The organism is Nostoc punctiforme PCC 73102 (genome assembly GCF_000020025.1).
GTDB classification, from domain to species: Bacteria; Cyanobacteriota; Cyanobacteriia; order Cyanobacteriales; family Nostocaceae; genus Nostoc; species Nostoc punctiforme.
The window spans coordinates 3,890,451-3,910,753 of record NC_010628.1 but is presented as its reverse complement, the minus strand read 5'-3'; the positions used below and the strand labels follow the sequence as shown (position 1 = coordinate 3,910,753).

Sequence of the window (20,303 nt, the reverse complement as noted above, 5' to 3'; positions counted from 1 at the left end):
TGCAGATGGTGATACTTATATACTTGGTTGTTCAACTTTAGTCTTAATTTTAGTTAAAAATTGAGCAGCTTCTCGACCATTAATAACTCTGTGGTCGTAAGCAAGTCCTAAATTTATATAGCTACGATTCTTGACATTTTGTTCAGAGCCTAAATAAAGTTCTTCTTGGATTCCTCCAAGAGATAACATACAACTTTGAGAAGGTAGAATGATCGGAATTGTTACTAGAGAATCTTTATCCATATTAATAGAAAGAGAAATATTTCCCTGATTCAATTCTTCTTCATTAAACTGACCGCGCATAGCTTTCAATCTGAATTCCATCAATTTATTGGCGATATCTGCTAGAGATATTTCACCGACATTTTTAATTACAGGAATAAATAAACCTTTGCCTAAATCAAGGGTAACTCCGATATTAGCCACTTCTCCAGGCATGAATCTATTGTCATCAATTAAGCTACCAAAGAAAAACGGAAATTCTGATAGTAAAGTAGCTGTGATTTTAATTAATAGTTCTGGTAAGCCGATAATAATATCATGTTTTTTTCCATAGTCACTTAACATTTGAGTTGCAGCATCACCGTAGATTTTCATCAACAAAAATGCTTTGGGAATTTGTGTATGCGATTGGGTGACTACGCGGGCGATCGCCATTTGTTGGCGAGATATTTCTAAACCAGTAACTTCATCTCGACTCTGTTCGCTAATTAACTTTTCAATATCTGGTCTTTTAATAATATTCTTACCTAATTTTCTGATATTTTCTTCAGAAATACCATGTTTATCAATTAATTCTTGAGCAACCTTGGTAATAGTTAAAGATTTATCATTCGTTATCTTTGCTTTCTTTCCTGAGCTATTGAGAAAATCTTGTCTTTCTGCTTCAGTTTCAAATAAATATCCAATGACATCTCCAGGTTTGCATTCATCACCCGCTTCAGGTAAGGTATGCAAAATACCCTCTGCTTCACTCTCTAAATCAAAAGCTGCTTTGGACGTTTCAAATATTGCGATCGCTTCTTCTTTATTTACTGGCTTACCTATATCAGACAACCAGTATAACAACGTATAGCTCTCATCATTATTATTAAATTTTGGCAGAATTATCTCATACATACAATACGGCTTCCTTGACAGAATTGCAAATATCTTCTTTCTGCACAATCACCTGCTTCTCTAAATGAGCAGAAGAAGGAATAATACTATTTTTTGAGTGAATCAATTTGACAGGATTTTTTAACTTACCCCAAAGCCTACTGTAGATTTGATGAGCAACTTCACTCCCCCATGTACCGCCAGCTACACTATCTTCCACAATAAAGATATGAGTGCTATCTGCTAATAAATCGATGATGGTTTCTAATTCAAAAGGATATAGTTGACTGGGAACAATAATCTGAGTTTCAATTTCCCAATCAATAAATAATTCCCGCGCCGCAGCTAAACATCTTGGTACTAATCCTCCTGGTGAAATTAGCAAGCAGTTATTTTCTTCAAAACTATCGGCATAAATTCTAGCGAAATTCTTGGCAGAATCTAAAAATTCATAACTAAACAGATCGTCAATCAATCCATCAGCATAAATTCTTTGAGTATAGAGTACCTTATCTTCAAAAAAGATGCAGGGAAAAGTTAAATTAACCAACTTTTCAAACACTGCAATATTATCATGCAATGGCGATAATTCAAATAAATATAAATTGGGAATACCAACAAAATGCTTTTGCAAACTTTGGCTATGAGTCGGGCCATATCCTCTGTTACCACCCACTGCACAGCGAACAATCATATTTAAGTCTAATTTTGTGCCATACATTGATACAGATTTGGAAGCAAAATTTAAAATCTGATCGAATCCCAAGGCAATGAAATCACCAAACATGATTTCGATAATAGGTTTATTGCCACACAAAGCTAAACCACCACCTATCCCCACAATTGCTTCTTCGCTAATTGGTGTAGTTAAAACTCTATCTGGGTAATTAGAAGATAATCCTTTACCAACTTTGAATGCTCCTCCATAGGGGTCGAGGATATCTTCACCAATTAAAAAAACTTGAGGATCTACAGCAAATATATGATGTAGGGCACGATTTAAGTTCTCAACAACTCGCTCGGTTCTTTTTAGAGTAGTTTCCATTGTACTAATTCTCTAGATTCAACATCTCTAATCAAGCTACTTATTTCAGTTTTAACTTTTAGCTCTATCCGCTCAAATTGGTCGGAATATTGCTGTTGATAAACTGAATACCAATCCCATTTTTGAATTCTTTCTAGTTCTTGAATATCTCGTGTATCGTCACCTTTACTATGGGGGCCGACTCGATTAGTATCAAATTCAATTACTAAGGGCAAAGATTTAGTTCTAGCAGATTGAATGTGAGAGCTAATCAGTGTCCTAATCTCGTTAATATCTATTGAGTCTACTTTTAAATAATTAATTCCAAAACCTTGAACACGACCTGCAATTGTGCCTGCCATTTGCAGTTGAGTAGGAGTAGACTGAGCTATTTTGTTATTTTCTACAATTACTAAAACAGGTAAACCCCACAATTGGGCAATGTTTAAGGCTTCGTAAACTCCTCCTTCACCCCAAGTACCATCGCCAATGTGAACTACAGCCATCCCAAAGTTACCTTGGCGGCGTAAATGCAAGGCTATCCCAGCAGCTACAGGCAAACTTTCGCCTTGAATTCCTGTAGATAAATAATTTTTTCTGTAGATGTGCTGACTTCCACCCACACCATGACAAACTGCACCTTCTTTACCCATAATTTCTGCTAACAAGCCTTCAGGATCTTCAAATCTTGCGAGGTAATGGCCGTGTCCGCGATGATTGCTGAGGATAAAGTCACTATCAGTTAAAACTGCCTTGAGTGCTACAGGGATGTATTCTTGACCGAGGCAAGTATGGGTTGTACCGTTTAATTTACCACTAGAAAATAGCTCTAAAAGTGATAATTCAAAGTGGCGAATCATCAGTATGATTGCTAAGTCATCATCTGAAATTGGAGTCAGTTTTCGAGTTTCTCGGATTGGGGGGAGGGTATCAAGTTTCATGGCTGATGCTGGGGTGTAGAAAAAGCTCACACAGAAGGTAATTTTAGAGGTTAGGATTCGACTCCTTTTTGAAGTAGAATTTGGCGAGCGTCTGCGAAGGATTTTACAGATTTCACATCGTCAACTGTGAAAACTATATTGTAGGCTTCTTCTATAGCCATTACTAGCTTCATGTGCGCCATACTGTTCCAATTTTTGAGAGTATTGGGGCTGAGTTGATCTGTGATTTCTAAAGGTGAGATGTTTAATACATCTGAAAAAATATCTGTTAGGGTTTCCAAAGCTACCTCCGAGAATTAAATTGTTAAGGTTTCTACTAGTTGCTCAGATATAGCTTTCAGTATTTCTTGTTTTTTATGATTGATGAAAAAATGCTCTCCCTCAATCATCTGCAAGGTAAATCTTCCAGATGTTTGGTCTTGCCATGCAGCAATATCTTCTATATTTACCATTTCGTCTTGCAGTCCACCAAAGGCGGAAATGGAACAATTTAATGGTAAGTCAGGAGTATATTCATAAGTTTCAATTATTGAAAAGTCTGCTTTAAGAACTGGCAAAAATAACTGCATGATTTCTTGGTTATTTAAAATCTCCTTGGGGATGGCTTTGTAGCGCTTGTTGATTTCATCGATAAATAAGTTACCTGGTAAATGATGTGTGGGTTTTAGAAAACATGGAGTTTGTGGAGCGCGGCTACCAGAAACAAATAAATGTCTGGGTTCTAAATTATGTTGTTTGCTAAGGCGACGAGCCGCTTCAAAACACAGCAATGCTCCCATGCTATGACCATAAAAAACAAATGGCATATCCAGGTAGGGTAATAACCCTGGAACCATTGCTTCTATTAAGGTAATGAGATGGGAAAATGGCTTTTCTTTGATGCGAGTATCGTGTCCTGGAAGCAGAACTTGGCATACTTCTACATCTGAAGGTAAGCCATTAACCCAATCTCGAAATAATGAAGTACCACCTCCAGCATAAGGAAAGCAAAAGAAGCGAAGTTTAGCTTTTGTATTTAGTTTTGGTGAAAAAATCCAGGTGTTAAGTTCTTTGGTAGCAGTCATCGCTTTTCTTATTTTTACTTAGCTGGAGTTGGAAAGATAATTTTTGGGCGAGTGTTTAATTTTTAGATAATTTTATATTTTGGATTTAAAATTCCAAAATTAAAATCTCAAAATTCTGAAGCAAGCCCCAATATACCCTGTGGGAACGCTGCACAAACAGGTATCATCTCAATTTAAAATCCAAAATTGTTTGATGCAGAAAGATTTATGAGATTTTTTTATTTAGACTTTGACTACATTCATTCGCTTTTCCATTTTTCTCATTTCTTTTCGCTCAAGAAAAGAATCACGAGGCATCAAAATAAAGTAAATTGACATGATGGAAATTAAGCCTACTTCATTATACGTTCTAAAGAGTAAGTATAAACCTGTAATCAAAATTGACACAATAAAAAATGTGCTGAGAATCGCTAGTATTTTTTTGATTCCTGACATTTGAGAGATGTTATCTAAAACGGTGTAGATGATGGACATTGCTTTATTCTCCTGAAAAACTAGTTCAAAAATAACTGTGTTACTGCGTCTTCGGAAAGCGATTCTATTTGCAAGAAAAGCTCATCTAAGCTATTGCTTTGATTTTGTGATGTTGGCTGTGTAGATATATCTTGGGTTGTTTCAAGATGTTGACGGAAAATTGGAGCTAGTACTTCTTGTGTTAGATAGTTAGCTAGCATTTCGATGTTGGGATAATCAAAAGCGAGGGTTGAAGGTAGGGGATGGTTTAAACTTGCTTCTAGCCGATTTTTTAGTTGGATAGACATGAGAGAATCCATACCCATTTGGAAAAATCCTTGCTGGTTTTCGGGAGGATTTTCTGGGTCTAGATCCAAAATCTCACTCACTATCATTTGCAGATGAGTGATGAGTAAGTTATGGCGATCGCCTGCTAAACTCTTCTCTAGCTGCAACAATAGCTCTGACTTGCTTACAGCGCTATTTTCTTGTTTTTCCTGCGGTTGTCCCAACTCTGCTAGTAGCGGTCTGTGTCGTCTGACTTCAAATGTGGGTTTAAAGATACTCCAGTCAACATCTGCGACTGTTTTTTGTACTACACCTGATTGCAAACATAACTTCAACGCTTCTAGGGTTTGTGTGACAGCCATCGGTTTTAACCCGACACGCGACCACAGGCTTTGGACTTCAGCTGCAACAACGTTTATCTCATCCCAACTACCCCAGTTAACACTCAATACTGGTAAGTTGTTTCCTTGGCGATAATGAGCCAAAATATCCAAGAAGTGGTTTGCTGACGCATAAGGCGCAAGTCCGCTAGAACCCCAGATGGCGGCGGCTGAGGAAAACAAAATCAAAAAGTCTAGTTGGAGATTTTGAGTCAACTGATGCAATATCCAAGTACCGCTAACTTTGGCTGCTAAGACATTTTGATATGTGCTTAAACTCATCTCTGCCAAGTTTTGAGGGATAGAAATCCCAGCTGCATGGATGATGCCGCGCCAGTGAGTATTGCTGGCAAATACAGCTTGCATCTGGCTAAAGTTGCTGACATCCGCTTGCACAACTTTAACTGTTGCACCTTGAGCTTCTAATGTTTGAATGGCTGTAATTGCCTTTTTGTGCTTGTCATCTGGCGGTAAGGTATTCCATAAAGAACGCTCTGGCAATCCTTGTCTACCTGTGAGAACTAGGTGTCTTGCACCTTTGGCGACTAACCAAGCTGCCAGTTTTAAACCTAGTCCTCCTAAACCACCTGTGATTAAGTAAGTGCCATCGGTATTAAATTCTGTTAACGGCTTCAATGCCTTTGGCACGGTACTGGTGACGAGACGTGCAACATATCTTTGACCATCACGCCAAGCAACTTGATCCTCTCCGTCGGCTGTTTGGATTTCTGCCAACAGGATGGCTGCTTGGTCTGCGGTGGTTTTATCAAGGTCAATTAAACCACCCCACAATTCTGGGTGTTCCAGTGCTATCACCCTTCCCAGTCCCCATAAAAGTGATTGGGGTAGCGCCTGAGAATTGACGGAAGATTTGACTGGTTGGGTGTTTTGCGTGACTAACCATAAATGCGGCCAGTCTGACGGGGGATTTTTCACCAAGGCTTGAATCAAGTGCAGCACGCTACCGCAGAGTAACTTTTCGGCATCTTGCAAGGATGTTTCGGTGACTTGTGCAGAAGCAATATCCAGGCTCCACAAATACACGATTCCCCGCAGAGGTAGCTGACTGCTTGCCTTTGCATCTTTGATTAGTTGCTGCAAATCTTCGGGATCGGTAGGATTGATTGTGAAATGTCCTTGTGAAGATTCGCTGTAACTATTGCCAGGTATCACAAAGTAACAAGTTGCACCTTGCGCCTGTAATTGGGATGCTAAGGCAGTTCCTAAGCCTTGACGATCGCTAAAAATCAACCACAAACTATCTTGGTTATTTTTACTAGTGGAATTTTGTTGTGGTTTCAACCGCCAAGTTAGATCATAGAACAAATCGGTGCATTCTTCTGATATTGCAGATTTATTCGTTTCTTCTGGAAGTGGTGTTTTGCGGGCAATTTTTCTATCTAACCAGTATCGCTGACGTTGCCAGGGATAAGTGGGTAGTTGAATGTGGTTTTCACCGTCGGGATAGAGTTTGCGCCAATTTACAGGATATCCCGCAGTATACACCGCACCAAGGGAATTGAGCATCACAGCTAATTCATCTTCGTTGCGTTTCAGGGAAGGAAGTACAACACCTTGGCGATCGCTATACTGTAGTCCTTGCTCAATGGCTGTGGTTAAAATTGGATGCGGGCTAATTTCGAGAAAAACTTCATGTCCTTCACCTATCAAGCTTTGAATAGCCGTCGAGAACAATACAGGCTCTCGTAAATTCTTTACCCAATAGGTTGTATCTAAATCCAAGCCATCAATTAATTTACCTGTGACTGTGGAATAGATGGGGATAGTTGCTGCTTGAGGTTGAATTCCTTGTAAAAGTTGCCGCAGTTCCTCTTGTAAAGGTTCCATTTGCGGACTGTGGGAAGCGACATCTACTTTCACTAAGCGGCAAAAAATATTTTTGGCTTGTAAATTCGCCAGAATAGTTTCTATCGCCTTGGGATCGCCTGATAAAACAGTGGATATCGGGCCATTGCTCACGGCTACAGATACGCAGTTTTCATAGCCAACTATCACCTTTTGGGCTTGTTCCAAAGATAAACCAACTACAGCCATTGCACCCTGACCGCTAACCCGTTTAATTACTTGGCTGCGCTTACAGATAATCTTGGCGGCATCTTCTAAGTTTAAAGCACCTGCGATATAAGCTGCTGCTACTTCTCCCATGCTGTGACCGACGACAGCCGCAGGTTTAATCCCCCATGATTGCCAAAGCATTGCCAAGGCTATCTCAACGGCAAATAAAGTCGGTTGGATAACATCAATTTCTGCTAAACGTGAATCAGCCTCGTCAAATATCAATTGTTCGAGCAATGACCAATTTGTATATTGATTGATAGCTTGATCACACTGAACTATAGCAGCCTTAAATACAGGTTCTTGCTGTAATAACTTGCGTCCCATACCCAACCACTGAGAACCTTGTCCAGGGAAGATAAAAATCGGTAGATGCTGACGATCTGGAGTTTGGATACCCGTTGTAATCTGTGAGTGTAGTTCTCCCTGGAGGTATGTTTCTAGTAACTGCAATAGTTCATCGCGGGAACGGACTAACAAACTCAGCCGATGAGTATGATGACTGCGGCGGACGCTGGCAGTGTAGCAAATGTCTGGTAGACTTTCTGGTCGAGTGCTAAGAAAGTCTTGATAGGACTTTGCTAAACACTTTAAGGCTTCTGAACTTCTCGCAGACAAAGGTAGTAAATAATACCCATCACCCTGATCTTCCTTATCGCCGTCATTCCCAGTTGGCGCTTCCTCAAGAATCGCATGGGCATTAGTCCCTCCCAGCCCAAGGGCTGTCACTCCAGCGCGGCGGGGAATTTGATTGGTTTGCCAAGGCGAGAGTTTTGTATTGACGTAAAAGGGACTACTGGCAAAGTCAATGTGTGGATTTGGTTGGTTAAAGTTAATACTTGGTGGTATCTGCTGGTGTTTCAAAGCCAGAATCAGCTTGATTAGTCCAGCCATACCCGATGCTACATCCAAATGACCGATATTTGGCTTGACCGAACCGATCGCACAAAATCCCTGTTTTTGAGTTTGTGTGTGAAATGCCTGGGTTAAGGCATCGATTTCGATGGGGTCGCCAATGGGAGTACCGGTGCCGTGAGCTTCGATATATGAGATGGTTTCAGGACTAATCCCAGCTTTGGATAGAGCATCAATGATGGCGTTTTTCTGTCCGATTACCCCTGGTGCAGTGTAACTAGTTTTGAGGGCACCATCATTGTTAATTGCTGTCGCCCGAATGATAGCGTGAATGCGATCGCCATCTTCTAAAGCATTCGCTAACTTCTTCAAAACGACAATTCCACCACCGCTACCAAAAACAGTCCCCCCAGCCTCGGCATCAAAGGCGCGGCAATGTCCATCAGGAGAAACAATACCACCACCACGATAGTAATAACCAGCACGATGAGGTACTCTGACGGAAATTGCTCCAGCTAAAGCCATATTGCAGTCGCCATTCAACAAGCCTTGACAAGCTAAATGTACTGCAACTAAGGAAGTGGAACAAGCCGTTTGGACTGTGACGCTAGGCCCTCTCAAATTTAATCTGTAAGATACGCGACTGGTGAGAAAGTCTTTGTCACTACCAACGAAGGTTTCCAAGAAGCTTTCAAAATCAAGTTTAGGACGCAAGCGATCGCCTAAAATACAATCCAGAATGTAAGTATTAATACTTGCTCCTGCGTAAAAACCGATAGGATGCTCATAGTTCTCAGGGTCGCACCCAGCATCTTCTAGAGCTTCCCAAGCACACTCTAGAAATACACGATGTTGAGGATCAATGAGTTTGGCTTCTCTAGGTGAATAGCTAAAGAATCCGGCATCGAAGTATTCCACATTGTCAATCATCGGAATGGCTTTGACATACTTGGGATCGTTAAGGGTAGAAGCATCTACACCTTCCGCCGCTAGTTCCTCATCGCTCAGAAATGAAATACATTCAACCCCATTTTTGAGATTTTGCCAGTATTCATCCAGGTTGTTTGCTTTGGGAAAACGTCCCGACATCCCGATAATGGCGATCGCTTTTTCGTTAAAGTTATTAGACAACTCTAATCCACCTACTTGATTTTGCAGTATGACCTGATGAACTCTTCGTATCCTCTGGAGGAATGGCACTAAGATAACGGCGAATCCATTATTTGTAAGGCTTTTGAGTGTGGGAGGTGTGGGAGGTACTGTGTTGCTCCCAAGCGATAGATGCCGCACCCATTCTCAATTCCTCCTCATTCTCCCCACACCTCCCACACCCACTCCAGGCGAAGCTTTCAGCTTTTCTTAGTGCCATTCTCCTCTGGAGTTCGTATTTTAAACAATCCAGTCAGAATCGGACTCACCACTCCCCACTTCCATAGGCACAAATAGATTGAGACTAACTGTAGCCAAATCATTGGGTGGAAACTTGGCTTGGTAGCGGAGATCGGGAGTTAATCCAGCTAATTTTGCCGCAGCGATGAATTGATTCAATTCAATCGGATATTGATCGGTATAACCATGAGTCGCATCATAAGCTGTGGCTAAGGTATACCCAATATTTGCTGCTGCTAGGGCTGGCGGAATCGTATGTAAGTCTAGGACTAACAAACCAAATCGCCCAATATGTGGTTTCCAACGCTGTAAATGCTCTAATAAATTTTGTAAGAGTTCATTTGCTATAATCATTCGACCCCTACAAACAAAAGCTCCTGTAGAACTCAATTCACAGCCCATATTGCCCATTGTGGGACTGATAAAAGGACGGTTGTGATCTAAAAACGATCTGACATGGAGAAACTCGTTAGATAGTATTCCATATTTGGCGAGTATTGTTTTTGCTAATTCGTCTGGGTCGTTAATATCACCAAAGATGACGCTTATTGGCGACTGCAAATCCTTGAGTCTTTTGTAAGTAGCTTCTCGAGAGGCTTGATTATAGTCAGCACAGACCATAATCAAGGGATTATCATTGAGATATTTCCCTCTCAGAGTCTGATTTTGAATGACGTGATAGATATGCTCCATGAATGTACCATCCCCACAACCCATATCTACAATTCCTTTGGGTTGTTCGTCAATCGGACGGTTAAAGATATCTCTAATAATCGCGTCAACTTTCTGGAAGTAGGTCTGATGAGCTAGTCCGCTACCCCAAATATTTACTGGACGATTCACATGGGTTTCATGTCCATCAGTATCTCGTCTCCATAAAATAGTGGGATTGCCAAATAACAGTTCAGGAACCTTCTCAAATGTTGGTAAATAAGAAACTGTGACTCCGTAAGCGTAGGCTCTAGAAATCGCATATAAGCCTGTACGGATGAACTGAACTTGACGACCTTGAATTACAACCCAGCCCTGTAAGGCCAGGATTTCAAAAGCTTCAAGTAAATGTTTTTGATTACCTGCTAACTGCTCAATGTCAAGTGTGTGCGTTTTGGGATCGATTTGCTCAAAGACATTAGCCATTGCTAAAGATACCATCGTTGGGCCTACCAATAAGCCATTGAGATGGTGCAATATCTGACAACACACATACTGATAATCTTCATCTGTACTTTCTACCAAGTCCCACTGTCTTTTAGCTCTTGCTAGTAGAGAAGAGAAATTCATGCCGTCAGCTAATTTAGACTGCAACGACAAAGTTAAATCTCCAAAAAGATAGTCATTGATATTAAGCAGGATAGGTAAAAAAGCAACAAACTCTTTATAAATTGATGACAGTCCTAACGCTATGCTGCCTCTGCGAGTCAAGGTGTAAAAGATTTCTCCCTCTATTTCTTGATGCTTCATCCATCCTTGCGACACCATTAGCCGCAAAGCAACATTCAAATAGCCTATATTTCCCGGAAAATATTTCAGAACTAGATTCAGGGGTACGACTTTTCCTTCTTCAAACAAGAAGAAGACCCCTCTTTCCTGTAGAGCATTTGTAGTTGGGCCTATGGCAATTCCATCCAAATGTAGAAAGATTGTTCGCCGAACTGAGAGACGTTCTTTTCTTTCTTCGCTGTCTCCATCTGACAAATCAGGAATATTTTTCGGTCTAAACAATTTGTCGAGGATATCGCTTCTGGTATAAACTGCACAACCAAAAATCTTGTCTCTTAATTGCATAAGTCTTTAATACACCTAAAAGCAACTATGCGTAACTGACCTTGCCTAAATCCAACAATAGTTCTAGGTATTTTAACTAATTTAATGGCTAACTAAATTAGCAAAGACCTAAATCCAAAAGCATTTCTGCAATAGAACATAATGGTTAAGTTCCTTGCAGTTTTCGATGCTATTACTCAGACTATGCACAGCAACATACGTGTGAACAAAGTCAACAAGCAATATGATTTGACTAATCAAAAATTTCAATTTTGTAGATTACTGAAATCCAGACCTTATGCTCGGTTAATTAAAGGAGTCTAACCCTATAGCTTATCCTAAATATATTTAGTTCAATACCTTTGCTTAAAGCACATTTTAGTTTTGAATGACTTTTCCCAAGCGGTTTTCATGAATTCCTTTTGAAGATAAACTAACTTCTTTTACCTACATCTTGCAGGTATTTTTAGACTGAGAATGAATTGCTGTTGCTGACTACATCAAGTTGATTCTTAATGCAATTTTTATGGTTAGCTGTGGAACTTATCCACTTTATCCAAGCAAGTTACACCATTCGTAAAAATTATACACACATAACGATAGAGGAATTTTATATTTTTACCTCTATATAAGAAAAATTAATCATGTTTTTATTTTAAGCTCTATATTTTAATAGCATTCAAAATTAATGATTACATAAACAAAATTTAATCTTTTTATCAAGATTTCATCTATGCAAATAAATCAACAATTATTCAATTAAGATTAACCTGTTGATAAACAAATTTTAATTTTTTATAAATATATTTATTTATATGATTCTGAGAAGAATCTTAAAAACGTTGCACTTCATGCAAAAACTTTTCTGAGATTCGTGTAACTATATCAGTTGCGAAATTTGACCAGATATTTTCCATATACAGTCCAGCTAAAGCTTACCAACTGAGTTTTTCATAACTTGTTGAGTTTTAGCTGTAAGGACTATTGCTGCTTTTTCATAGTTTATAAAACTCTCAGAAATACATAACCAAAAATATGTCAAGACCATTGCCTCATCTTTTTGATTCCAACATCCTTGGTGGTCAAAATAGTTTGCTAAATATTTATTATCAAGTCACAGGATTGCACATCCCAAGTTCAGTACTTGTAGGTACGGCGAGTAATGACCTACTTAATGGTAGTAATGGCAATGATCTAATAGTCGGTGGACTGGGTAATGATTTTATTGTTGGTTCTTTAGGTCAAGATGTTCTCTTTGGCGGAGCCGGTAATGATTTCTTTTTACGTTTACCTAACGATGAAGACGATTTCGTATCTGGGGGTAGTGGTAATGACCTTGTAGGTGGAGGTGGCGGTGACGATATCCTGTTGGGTGGATCGGGTAATGATGGTCTATTTGGTGCTGCTGACGACGATCTGCTCTATGGTGGTGCTGGTAACGATGTGCTTTTTGGTGCAGAAGGGCGCGATCGCTTTGTAGCTAAAGCAGGTGAGGGGGTAGACTCTTTTGTTGACTTTAACCCCACCGATGACTTCATTGCCTTGGCTGGTGGTTTATCATTCAATCAGATCAAGATAGAGGCGGTTGGTCCTAGCTCCTTGATTTCTGTAGCTGCAACAGGTGAGTTATTGGCGCTTGTAGCTTTTGTTAGTCCCAATCAGTTCACATCAGCTAATTTTGTGCAAGTTAGCAATGCCGAACTGTACTCTCAACACGAATCACCACTTTCACAAGACATTCCTAGCGTTGGCGTTGCAAACCCGCAAACCGTTGGTACAGATGGTAGCGATTTTCTCAACGGAGGTTTTGGTAACGATATTATCCAAGGCGGACTGAGCAATGATGTGATCAACGGTGGAACAGGTAGCGATCGCTTATTTGGCGACGAAGGCGGTGACTTTATTAATGGTGATCTCGGTAACGATTATGTAAATGGTGGTGTTGGGGGTGATTTCCTGAATGGTGGTTGGGATAACGATACTATTGTTGGAGATGCCGGTGATGACCTACTCAATGGTGGTCTTGGCAATGACCAACTATTTGCAGGTGCAGATAACGATGTTCTCAACGGCGATGAAGGTAATGATTTACTCGATGGTGGTTTAGGTTTCAACCTGCTTAGTGGAGGATCTGGACACGATACTTTTATCTTAGGTAGAGGTGCTAGATTTGACCAAATCTTTGACTTCCAGAAAGGAGTAGATCACATTAAGTTACCCGATCAAATTAGCTTCGGACAACTGTCTTTAATCCAAACTGGTGGTAACGTTTTAATTGCGATCGCTGGTAGCAGTGAACCACCTTTAGCAGTTGTTGATCGTATTCAAGCTAGTAGTTTGACAGCAACAGATTTCATCGCATAGTTGATCTATCTTTTTACACTAATCAGGTACTGTATTATCTGTTGGTGTTAACTTAAACTCCAAAGAATCATTCAGATGTATCAATAGAACATTAACCCATATGTTCTATTGATATATGATTTATACTAAATATTGTCAAATTTATGATGAGACAAGAAGCTGTAATTATAATTCAAAGTCTGAATCATTACTATGGGAAAAATGCACTGAGAAAACAAATTTTATTTGATATCAACCTAAAAGTTTATTCTGGTGAAATTGTAATTATGACTGGGCCATCAGGTTCAGGAAAAACAACGTTACTGAGCTTAATTGGTGGTTTACGGTCTGTACAAGAAGGAAGTTTGAAATTTTTAGGTGAAGAATTGTCTGGTGTTAGTCAGAATAAACTGGTGCAGATGCGGCGTAACATTGGTTATATTTTTCAATCTCACAATTTGTTGGGGTTTTTGACTGCCAAGCAAAACGTACAAATGGCATTAGAATTAAACGATTGTATTTCTCAAATAGAAGCAGTAGCTAAATCAGAAATGATGTTGCAAGCTGTTGGTTTAGAAGAAAGAATTAATTATTATCCAGACAATCTTTCTGGTGGTCAAAAACAAAGAATTGCGATCGCCCGCGCCTTAGTAAATTGTCCTCCCTTAGTGCTAGCAGACGAACCAACGGCTGCATTAGATAAACAATCAGGACGCGATATCGTAAAAATAATGCAGAGCCTAGCTAAAAATCGGGGAACTACTATCTTGTTAGTCACACATGATAACCGCATTTTAGACATAGCTGATCGCATCATAGAAATGGAAGATGGCAGGGTAAGCACATCTAAATTTGTATAGAATCCATTTGGGATATTTGACGACGAGCTAAGATAAAAAATAAATGCCATATTCCAGTAGCTGAAGCGACAAAGAGTGGGAATTCATAGAGCCATTACTGCCTCAAAAGAAGAAAACCAAACCACCTCGGTGGACAAAAAGAGAAATTCTTGCCAATTATTCGTAATCAGGTCAGTATTAATCTTGTTTTTAGTCAGTCCATCAAGGACATCATAGTTAGCAGAATTGTCGATTCGCCAAAAACGGGCCTCACCAATATCTGCAAGTCTTGGACTAAACCGATAGCCCAGAAGCCAAAATAAACCAAACACGACATCACTATAACCAGCAGTATCGGTCATGATCTCGACTGGATGGAGACTCGTTAATTGCTCTAACAAACCTTCCAAGAGAAAAAGCGAATCTCGCAAAGTACCAGGAATTACAATCCCGTGGAAGCCAGTGAACTGGTCGCTGGTAAAATTGTAACAAGTAATACCCTTGCCGATACCAAAATATTTGCTATTGGGCGCAGCATTAATCGTTCTCACAGGAACACTAAAGCGCAACTCATCCGCAGATGCGACTTCCCCACCACCCCATATTTTTGCAAGGGGAATGTGAGTTTGGGTATCGACCCTGAAGGGGGGACAAGCACCCGAAAGCCTTTGTGCTGTATTAAGTTGAGCGAATTATGGTAAAAAAAGATAGGTCAGTATTGTCAATAAGACCTATCTGTTGAAAATATTACCTGAATTATACCAGAAGCATCTACAAAGTTTACTTTCACAGTCCGAATTAATATTTCTGACGCTGGTGATTAACGTAGTACAAAATATCAAAGATGTGAAACTAGAGAAAATATCAGAGTCGCGACCATTATTCATTCAATGCCAGTCGAGACGGAAGAAGTTACAAAGGTTTCTATCATTACCAATATTGAATATAGAAGAATTATGGTTTCCCATAATTGAACGATGGTTAGCTCAAACTTTCCTCGGAAATCACCGAATCTATTTAGCAATTGATAGGACGAATTGGAAAAGAAAAAATCTACTAATGATTAGTGTAATTTTTCAAAAAAGAGCTATACCGATATACTTTAAGCTTTTAGCAAAATTAGGTAGTAGTAACTTATCAGAACAAACTAAGGCATTATCAAAGATAATTCCCTTATTTAAAAACTATAAAACGGTAGTGTTAGGAGATAGAGAGTTTTGTTCAGTGAGCTTGGCGGAATGGCTTGATGAACAAGGGTTTGAGTTTTGTTTGAGACTCAAGAAAAATGAGAATATTGAGTTGAAAGCTCATTTATGGTGCGAAATAAAAGATTTAGGTTTAAAACCAGGAACATCTTTTTTTGTATCAGATGCAACGCTAACAAAAACTAAACAAGTGAAGGGATTTAATGTGGCTTGCAAATGGAAAAAGAATTACCGTCAAAACAAAGCCAAAGAAGGATGGTTTATTTTAACTAACATGAATAGTAAAATAACGGCGATTCCGGCATATCAAAAGCGCTTTGATATAGAAGAGATGTTTAGAGATTTTAAAAGTGGCGGTTACAATTTAGAGAAGACAAATGTGGAAGGTAAGCGGTTTATTGCTTTAGTTTTAATCATCTCATTAGCTTACACTATTGCTACATTACAAGGTCAGAATATTAAGAGTAAAGGAATTGCAAAATATGTGGCACGTCCCAAAGAATATGGACGTTCTCACAGAAGGCATAGTAACTTTTATATCGGTCTTTATGCACAGAACTGGGTTAATTTCATTGGTGATTGTTGGAGTTTAGTTCAAGATTTAATGCGATTAAGTCGTCATAAACTAGAGAATTATTTACAAGGGATGAGAGCTATGAAGCTTATACAGTCAGCTTTATAGGCTTCATGTCGCCCCTTCAGGTATCGACCAATCGCGCATTGGCACGGATGAGAGTTTCTTGACGGATATAATTTTGCTGCACCCAAGATAATCGTCCACGAGTTAATGCAGGTAATTCTGGACGTATCAGTGGTTCCAAACCAATATTGCAAGCTTCTGCCAGCAACACCGCGCAGATACTAATGTGCAAATCTTCAAGGGGCGACAATGGAGCTAAAGTGCTTTCTGTATAAGCTTCATAGCCCTTAAACCCCTGAGATAAAAGCTCTGCTTATTGCGAATGGAAGCGACCAGTTCCTCAACCCATGCTTGACATTCATTCCAAGCGACTATCCAATTTTGACCATATAAACCTATCCAAAAATTACTATGTCGTTTAGAAGTTCGACTTTTTTCTTGAGTGCGACAAATATAAGATTCTTGTTTTTGCAATTTAGTTCTTTGTCCGTGTAACCAAGCACTTGTCATGGCTAAAGCAATTAAGAAAATTAAACGCACAAGTCTATCAGGATTAGCTTTAGAACCTTCGAGATTATAACCACCTGTTTTACAATCACGGAACATAGCTTCAATGCCGAAACGCGCTCCGTAGATTTGAGCAGCAGTTTCTAAATCAGGCAGATTAGTTAATAAATACCAAGGTTCTGGTTCCTGTTTATTGCGATATTTTCTTTTCCAATATACTGCTAAATTAAATCTGCCAAACCCTCGTTTTTGAGTCAAATTGATACCCAAATAAAACTGGCGGATTCCTGGATAAATATCAATGCTGCTTCAAGGCTGAAATTTTTGTCTTTTCTCTCGGAAGGTTGTGTCCTTTTTTTGACGGAATACAAAGCTGAGATTCTTCCTGTGTAACCACTCCGCTAATTCTATACTATGAAACTCTCTATCGCCAATAATCACTATTTTGTAATTTTTTAACAAGCGAATCACTGGGCGTAAAACTTTTTGTTGCTCTTGGAAGTTACTGCAACCATCTTTTTCTAACAAGCACCAATATATTGGCCATGCTCTTTTTTGGTAAATTACACTTACCATTAGCACATTATTTTCTTTCCATTGTGTTCTATATAGTGCAATAATTACTTGTGAGCCAGCTTTGATTTGCTTACCAAGTATCTCTTCAATTATGGGAAACCACAGTAACACTACACTCAAAGCATTCAGCGTTAGGAATCTTTGTAAGTGTCGCCTCCGACTATTTTGCTGTATGGGTAAAGGTAGTGTTGCAGCCAGCCTTTCTAATCTGACTTGTTTTTGATTTTGTAACAACCACACCAACATCTTCAAAGTTATTAACTGTGATTGACTCAGGTATTTCTCTAAAAACTTTTGATAGAATGAGGGCAACATTATGATGACGGTCTTGTTCAATTTACGAGACCGTTCTTTTTTACCATAAAATAGATCTCTAGAAGCGGGTCTGTGACACCTGCATATTTCATTCTCAATAAGCACTCCAGAATAGCCCATTTTTTCAAAGGGTCTGTGCCTTCTAAACCTTTATCTGGCTCGGTTTAGCAACCATTGTCGCCCCTTGAAGTGCAAATCATCAACCCGACTGTTGGACTGACTCAAATGGGTAAATTCTTTGGTAAATCCAGTCCTGGCATTAATTATCAAGCATTACCTCCGGCAGATCAACTTTTGGCAACATGGCTGTCACTTGCCTTTTAAGCGTTATCAAACTGGGCGGGTCAACCAGTTTATCTATTGGAGTCAATACCAAATTATCTTTTCCATCTTTGTGTTCAATGCGTACCGCAGTATTGTTCTCGAAGTTAGCAGCAGTGCGACGGTAAGCCTCATCCAATTCTTGTTTTAAGATAGAGAGTGATGAATCAAAAGTCGGTTGGAAATCTAAAGTCCGACATATACCTGCCCGTTGTGCTGACCATGCTTCATCACTAAGAAGTTTGGCACGGGGGTCACAGTAACGCTGACTTTTGGCCACAAACACATCCCGACGACGCAACGCCGACCTTAAAGATTGTAAAACGCAGAACGTATAAGCTTTACGGTCAATTGTGCCATTGGAATTAATGCAATACCGTGTCCACCCTTTGGTAATTACTTTGAGTGGTGCAGCACTCATGTCGGGTCGATTTTGACCCTCAATAGAACGTAAAAATAAGAGTGCATCTAAAATATGTGCTGCATTCTCGGAAGATGAAAACTCAATTTGAGAAAGCAGTGAAGGGAGGAAAATACGGATTCCACGCCAGCGAGACAGTAGCAAATCATAATACTCATCATCTTCTGGACGGGCCAATGATTTGACTTTAGCTACAGCTTGACTCAATTGTTCTTGACTGACTCTGGTAAAAGCTTCAATTCTGACATTAATATCGTCGCACTCGTTGTCTATAAGTACTTCGACCACCTCCGCTAGTTTGAGTGCGGCGGCATCTAAATCTTTGAGCGTTCGCAGACGTTGTTGTTCACCCTCCCGCTTAGATTTCGATAACAACCCTTTAACAAGTAAATCGAATAAATCAATTACATCATCTGTTGCCGTATATTCCAGTAAATAAGTAAATGCCAGTAAGGTGGCAATTCTCTTATTATCAGGCATCCGGGCAATCGCCGCCGACCGAGAAGCTGCGCCAAGACGTGCTAAAAATTCACTCGTGTCGGTGGGATTCTAGATAAATCAATGTCAGAAATCCCAAACGACCGTATTTCCGACAAACGATTAATCGCCACTAACATAGATTTGGCATTGACGCGAGTCGGAGAGTGACGCAAACGGTCGAGAGTTGAGTAACGTGCTAACTCTTTTATGAGTAACAGTTTTTCGAGTATTTCAATTTGCTTTTTGTTGGGGAGTGAAGACAAAACCTTAAAAAGACGGTTAGCTGCTCTTTCACGTACTGATGCCACTAACCGTGCTAAAACACTCACTCCCGGTAACAGTATTTTCCGTTCTGCCAACCGCGCTGTAGTTAGGTCAAATAAAATACTGGGAGATTCCGCGCTCAAAGTTGACCTTTGGTAAAGCCAACGCACCAGTTTCCAATGTTCAGGTTGGGAGTGAAATTCTTGGTAGCCATAGCGTTGTTTGATTAACGCTGTATGCTCCCATTTGGTTTCGGAAATTCTATATTGTTCTAAGCAGCTTGCATCCAACTGACCCAATTGAGATGTCAGATAATCAACCACCAGTAAAGGAACGTCTGTTGGGTCAGTTAAAAAAGTCCCTAAAAAGCGGACGGTACATAACTGCAATCCCAAACCCAAGCGGTTATGATTCCCTCGTCGTTTTTTAATCAGCTCTTTGTCAAGATCATCCAAGTAAAAATACTTTGCTAGTTGTTCAGCAGATGGTTCACCGTTGTAACATCCATATCTTTTCTCTTGTTCGCCACTTAAAAATTCAACTGGCATCTAGGTTGATTTTTTGACTTAAATATTATTCAGTTTGCTTATAGGATTTGCCGCAATGTGGACAAAATTTAAACTTGAGCGACACAATTGGTTCGTGACAACTCAAACATCTATCTCGCAATTGCGTCCCGCACGCAAAGCAATATTTTGACCGTAAAGAAGTCCACATGGGGTCAAGAGTTGTCCCCGGTGTCCAACATTTTGGGCAAAATTTGAGCGAAGTTATAGCTTCAAGTGATACTTTTTTGACAACGGCATCTAAATATTCTTGAGGGATACCTAAGGCCGCAGCCAAACCAGATTTAGCTTTTTGATTGAGTCGAGATGTTCCTCCTGCTTCAATTTTGCGAATAGTCTGGACATGGATTCCGGCTTTTGTACTTAACTCCAATTGAGTTAGAGATAGAGAGTTACGGACTCGTTGAATGTAACAACTCAACGTCTCTGCTGGCTTAGGAGCCGCATCCGTCACAGATACATTCATGAAAATATATCTACTTCGTTACCTATTA

Annotated in this window: 15 protein-coding genes and 3 pseudogenes; 3 read left to right on the top strand and 15 right to left on the bottom strand. The window is 39.7% G+C overall.

Translation table 11 applies throughout. The annotated features are described in order from the left end of the window. Positions 1-15: 15 nt before the first annotated feature. From NPUN_RS37680 to NPUN_RS15970, 8 genes are all read right to left on the bottom strand, one after another. Positions 16-1,119 carry a 2-oxo acid dehydrogenase subunit E2 gene (locus tag NPUN_RS37680; RefSeq protein WP_012409601.1) on the bottom strand — a complete coding sequence of 368 codons (1,104 nt, stop codon included), beginning with the start codon at positions 1,117-1,119 and terminating at the stop codon, positions 16-18. Next, entirely contained in the window at positions 1,112-2,143 is a 1,032-nt protein-coding gene (locus tag NPUN_RS16000; protein WP_012409600.1) for an alpha-ketoacid dehydrogenase subunit beta, read from the bottom strand. Before NPUN_RS16000 ends, NPUN_RS37680 begins: the two co-directional genes overlap by 8 nt. Continuing rightward, on the bottom strand, positions 2,128-3,063 hold the full coding sequence (locus tag NPUN_RS15995) for a thiamine pyrophosphate-dependent dehydrogenase E1 component subunit alpha (RefSeq protein WP_012409599.1): 936 nt from the start codon (positions 3,061-3,063) through the stop codon (positions 2,128-2,130). The genes NPUN_RS16000 and NPUN_RS15995 overlap by 16 nt, the downstream gene beginning before the upstream one ends. A gap of 50 nt (positions 3,064-3,113) precedes the next feature. Next, positions 3,114-3,344, bottom strand: coding sequence for an acyl carrier protein (locus tag NPUN_RS15990; RefSeq protein ID WP_012409598.1), 231 nt, complete (start codon positions 3,342-3,344; stop codon positions 3,114-3,116). Positions 3,345-3,359: 15 nt separating this feature from the next. Next, positions 3,360-4,127 (bottom strand): thioesterase II family protein, encoded by a 768-nt coding sequence (locus NPUN_RS15985; RefSeq protein ID WP_012409597.1) that lies wholly within the window; start codon positions 4,125-4,127, stop codon positions 3,360-3,362. Between the two features lie 222 nt (positions 4,128-4,349). Continuing rightward, positions 4,350-4,601 (bottom strand): hypothetical protein, encoded by a 252-nt coding sequence (locus NPUN_RS15980; RefSeq protein WP_012409596.1) that lies wholly within the window; start codon positions 4,599-4,601, stop codon positions 4,350-4,352. Positions 4,602-4,621: 20 nt separating this feature from the next. Further along, complete coding sequence (locus tag NPUN_RS15975) at positions 4,622-9,469, bottom strand: type I polyketide synthase (RefSeq protein WP_012409595.1); 4,848 nt, start codon at positions 9,467-9,469, stop codon at positions 4,622-4,624. A gap of 99 nt (positions 9,470-9,568) precedes the next feature. Next, positions 9,569-11,353, bottom strand: coding sequence for an AprA-related methyltransferase (locus NPUN_RS15970; protein WP_012409594.1), 1,785 nt, complete (start codon positions 11,351-11,353; stop codon positions 9,569-9,571). Positions 11,354-12,367: 1,014 nt separating this feature from the next. On the opposite strand from NPUN_RS15970, the gene NPUN_RS15965 reads away from it, so the two are divergent. Both NPUN_RS15965 and NPUN_RS15960 read left to right on the top strand, forming a co-directional pair. Then, on the top strand, positions 12,368-13,696 hold the full coding sequence (locus NPUN_RS15965; protein ID WP_012409593.1) for a calcium-binding protein: 1,329 nt from the start codon (positions 12,368-12,370) through the stop codon (positions 13,694-13,696). Between the two features lie 146 nt (positions 13,697-13,842). Further along, the gene (locus NPUN_RS15960) at positions 13,843-14,535 is read left to right on the top strand and encodes a DevA family ABC transporter ATP-binding protein (RefSeq protein WP_041565449.1); all 693 of its coding nucleotides are present in this window, start codon (positions 13,843-13,845) and stop codon (positions 14,533-14,535) included. A 140-nt stretch (positions 14,536-14,675) separates the two neighbouring features. On the opposite strand, the pseudogene NPUN_RS15955 reads toward NPUN_RS15960, so the two are convergent. After that, positions 14,676-15,152, bottom strand: a pseudogene (locus NPUN_RS15955) (Tn3 family transposase); the annotation flags it as partial. 106 nt (positions 15,153-15,258) lie between these two features. Between NPUN_RS15955 and NPUN_RS15950 the strand changes: the two are divergent. Next, a pseudogene (locus NPUN_RS15950) lies at positions 15,259-16,463 on the top strand (IS4 family transposase). Here NPUN_RS15950 and NPUN_RS39120 read toward each other — a convergent pair. From NPUN_RS39120 to NPUN_RS15930, 6 genes and pseudogenes are all read right to left on the bottom strand, one after another. Then, a pseudogene (locus NPUN_RS39120) lies at positions 16,424-16,597 on the bottom strand (Tn3 family transposase); the annotation flags it as partial. The pseudogenes NPUN_RS15950 and NPUN_RS39120 sit on opposite strands and share 40 nt — an antisense overlap. 17 nt (positions 16,598-16,614) lie before the next feature. Then, complete coding sequence (locus tag NPUN_RS42765; protein ID WP_148220330.1) at positions 16,615-17,124, bottom strand: transposase; 510 nt, start codon at positions 17,122-17,124, stop codon at positions 16,615-16,617. 51 nt (positions 17,125-17,175) lie between these two features. Next, positions 17,176-17,757, bottom strand: a complete 582-nt coding sequence (locus NPUN_RS42760) for a transposase (RefSeq protein ID WP_202947542.1) — start codon at positions 17,755-17,757, stop codon at positions 17,176-17,178. Between the two features lie 259 nt (positions 17,758-18,016). Continuing rightward, the gene (locus tag NPUN_RS37670) at positions 18,017-18,979 is read right to left on the bottom strand and encodes a Tn3 family transposase (RefSeq protein WP_052304619.1); all 963 of its coding nucleotides are present in this window, start codon (positions 18,977-18,979) and stop codon (positions 18,017-18,019) included. 41 nt (positions 18,980-19,020) lie between these two features. Then, complete coding sequence (locus NPUN_RS37665) at positions 19,021-19,791, bottom strand: DUF4158 domain-containing protein (protein ID WP_052304618.1); 771 nt, start codon at positions 19,789-19,791, stop codon at positions 19,021-19,023. Positions 19,792-19,816: 25 nt separating this feature from the next. Then, positions 19,817-20,275, bottom strand: a complete 459-nt coding sequence (locus tag NPUN_RS15930; RefSeq protein WP_012409591.1) for a double zinc ribbon domain-containing protein — start codon at positions 20,273-20,275, stop codon at positions 19,817-19,819. Positions 20,276-20,303 lie beyond the last annotated feature (28 nt).

Excerpts from the sequence above, each read along its gene's own strand:
- NPUN_RS37680 (WP_012409601.1), bottom strand. The coding sequence starts at position 1,119 with ATGTATGAGATAATTCTGCCAAAATTTAATAATAATGATGAGAGCTAT.
- NPUN_RS16000 (WP_012409600.1), bottom strand. The coding sequence starts at position 2,143 with ATGGAAACTACTCTAAAAAGAACCGAGCGAGTTGTTGAGAACTTAAAT.
- NPUN_RS15995 (WP_012409599.1), bottom strand. The coding sequence starts at position 3,063 with ATGAAACTTGATACCCTCCCCCCAATCCGAGAAACTCGAAAACTGACT.
- NPUN_RS15985 (WP_012409597.1), bottom strand. The coding sequence starts at position 4,127 with ATGACTGCTACCAAAGAACTTAACACCTGGATTTTTTCACCAAAACTA.
- NPUN_RS15980 (WP_012409596.1), bottom strand. The coding sequence starts at position 4,601 with ATGTCCATCATCTACACCGTTTTAGATAACATCTCTCAAATGTCAGGA.
- NPUN_RS15970 (WP_012409594.1), bottom strand. The coding sequence starts at position 11,353 with ATGCAATTAAGAGACAAGATTTTTGGTTGTGCAGTTTATACCAGAAGC.
- NPUN_RS15965 (WP_012409593.1), top strand. The coding sequence starts at position 12,368 with ATGTCAAGACCATTGCCTCATCTTTTTGATTCCAACATCCTTGGTGGT.
- NPUN_RS15960 (WP_041565449.1), top strand. The coding sequence starts at position 13,843 with ATGAGACAAGAAGCTGTAATTATAATTCAAAGTCTGAATCATTACTAT.
- NPUN_RS42760 (WP_202947542.1), bottom strand. The coding sequence starts at position 17,757 with ATGTTGCCCTCATTCTATCAAAAGTTTTTAGAGAAATACCTGAGTCAA.
- NPUN_RS37670 (WP_052304619.1), bottom strand. The coding sequence starts at position 18,979 with ATGCCTGATAATAAGAGAATTGCCACCTTACTGGCATTTACTTATTTA.
- NPUN_RS37665 (WP_052304618.1), bottom strand. The coding sequence starts at position 19,791 with ATGCCAGTTGAATTTTTAAGTGGCGAACAAGAGAAAAGATATGGATGT.
- NPUN_RS15930 (WP_012409591.1), bottom strand. The coding sequence starts at position 20,275 with ATGAATGTATCTGTGACGGATGCGGCTCCTAAGCCAGCAGAGACGTTG.